General features: G+C 62.9%; 4 protein-coding genes. All 4 read left to right on the top strand.

Features of this window, described 5'->3' with window-relative positions; all coding sequences use genetic code 11:
- Window positions 1-374: YybH family protein (locus tag ACPEH8_RS19360; protein ID WP_423667881.1), on the top strand; the 374-nt coding region annotated here is incomplete at its 5' end.
- Window positions 375-388: 14 nt separating this feature from the next.
- Window positions 389-913 carry a DUF411 domain-containing protein gene (locus ACPEH8_RS19365; protein WP_229301210.1) on the top strand — a complete coding sequence of 175 codons (525 nt, stop codon included), beginning with the start codon at window positions 389-391 and terminating at the stop codon, window positions 911-913.
- A gap of 70 nt (window positions 914-983) precedes the next feature.
- Window positions 984-1,334, top strand: coding sequence for a four-helix bundle copper-binding protein (locus ACPEH8_RS19370; protein WP_026070601.1), 351 nt, complete (start codon window positions 984-986; stop codon window positions 1,332-1,334).
- Window positions 1,335-1,496: 162 nt separating this feature from the next.
- Complete coding sequence (gene copC, locus ACPEH8_RS19375) at window positions 1,497-1,880, top strand: copper homeostasis periplasmic binding protein CopC (protein ID WP_017354979.1); 384 nt, start codon at window positions 1,497-1,499, stop codon at window positions 1,878-1,880.
- Window positions 1,881-1,973: the final 93 nt, after the last annotated feature.

The following is a 1,973-nucleotide window of genomic DNA, read 5'->3' on the forward strand; positions in this document are numbered from 1 at the left end:
CAGAGGCCGCGGTCGCCGTAGCGGAGCGTTTCAACAGGGCCCTGTCTAGCGGCGATCTGGCCACGGTCGAAGCCCTGCTCGCTGCCGACGTCCTCATCCTCGAGTCCGGGGGTGCCGAGCGCAGCCGCGAGGAATATCTGGGTCATCACGCAGTCAGCGATGCGGCATTCCTCAAGGGCGCCCATCGCCAGCTGCTCCGTCAGCGTGCACGCACCGCTGGTGAGTTCGCATGGGTCGGAACCGAAAGCGAGCTGCACGCCCAGAAAGACGGTAAGCCACTGACCGTCCAGAGCACCGAGACCATGGTGCTGAAGCAGACCACCGACGGTTGGCGGATCGCCCACATCCACTGGTCTTCGCGGACCAAGCGCTAAGCGGAGAACCAGAAATGAAAACCTGCAGATTGAACCGACTGGCGTGGGCGGCTTTTGCGGTCGCCGGCCTGGGTGCCTGCACCCAAGCGGCTACACCCGCGCAATCCACCATCGCGCCCACTGCACAGGTCGTCCCGGAAACAGCCGACGCGACTCCAGCCGCCCTGCCACGCATGACCGTCCACAAGACCCCGACCTGCGGGTGCTGCGGTAGCTGGATCGACCACGTGAAGAAGGCGGGGTTCACCGTGGATGTGCATGACATGGATGACCTGGGTCCGGTCAAGGAGCGCCTGGGTGTCCCCTATGCAAAGGGCTCCTGCCACACGGCCGAGGTCGACGGATACGTCATCGAAGGCCATGTCCCGGCCGAGGACATCAAGCGCCTCCTCGAAGAAAAGCCGGACGCACGCGGCCTGGTCCTGCCCGGAATGCCGCTCGGTTCGCCGGGCATGGAGGTCCCGGAAGGACGCCAGCAGCCGTATACGGTCGAGCTGGTCCATCACGACGGAACCACCGAACCCTTCGCACAGCATTGATCCGCAAGAGCAACAGGGGGCGGTGTTGCGGGCGCGCCGATTCTCGTCCGCGATGAAGCAGGAGATCCACATGACTCACCATTCCGAAGACCACCGGTCTCAGGCCATGAACGAGTGCATCGACAACTGCACGCAATGCCACGCGATTTGCCTTGAGACCATCAACTATTGCCTGAGCAAAGGAGGTGCCCACGCAGCCCCGGAGCACATCGCCCTGCTGGCGACGTGTGCCGATATCTGCGCCACCAGCGCCGACGCCATGTTGCGTGGCGCCAGCGCTCATTCGGTGGTTTGCAGTGCCTGCGCGGAGATCTGCCGCCAGTGCGCCGAAGCATGCGACGCCATGAACGACCCGGAGATGGCGCGCTGCGCCGAAGTTTGTCGCCGTTGCGCGGAAAGCTGCAGCGCCATGGCGGCTTGACGCGTCGAGGATCCCGCCTGAGCGGCGGGATCCTCATCTCAAATATCAAAAGCCGACCAACCGTGGTTTCGGTGACAGCCCGACACCTAACGCTTGTCGGATCCAACACAGCACGGCGCCGAACGGGGCTTTGCATCACATTCGCAATGAGGATTTATCCCTATGAAATCATCAAACGTCCTTCGCTCCTTCGCGCTCGTCCTCGCGATTGCGGCTGGGCAGTTCTCCCTGCAGATCGCGCACGCCCACGCCGCGCTGCAGCAGTCCACACCGGCGGCAAATGCGGTGGTGGCTTCGCCGGGCCAGATCGATCTCGTGTTCAACGAAACATTGATTCCGCGGGCGTCGCGTCTCAAGTTGCTCATGAAGCACGGCAGTTCCACCATGCCGATCGAGAATTTCACGACCGAGATCGTCAACAACGGTAAGACCCTGCGTGCCAAGTTGCCCCAGCCGCTGACTCCGGGCGTCTATACCGTGGAATACCGCGCCGTCGGTGGTGACAACCACCCCATGCCGGGCAGCTTCAGCTTCACGGTGCGCTGAGGAGTCGCGAATGTTCGACCTGTCGGCTTATGCACTGAGATTCCTGGAATACCGTGTCATCATGGTTCTTTTCGGGGTTCCCCTCGTCGGTTG

The organism is Stenotrophomonas sp. NPDC077461 (assembly GCF_049545475.1).
GTDB lineage: Bacteria > Pseudomonadota > Gammaproteobacteria > Xanthomonadales > Xanthomonadaceae > Stenotrophomonas > Stenotrophomonas nematodicola.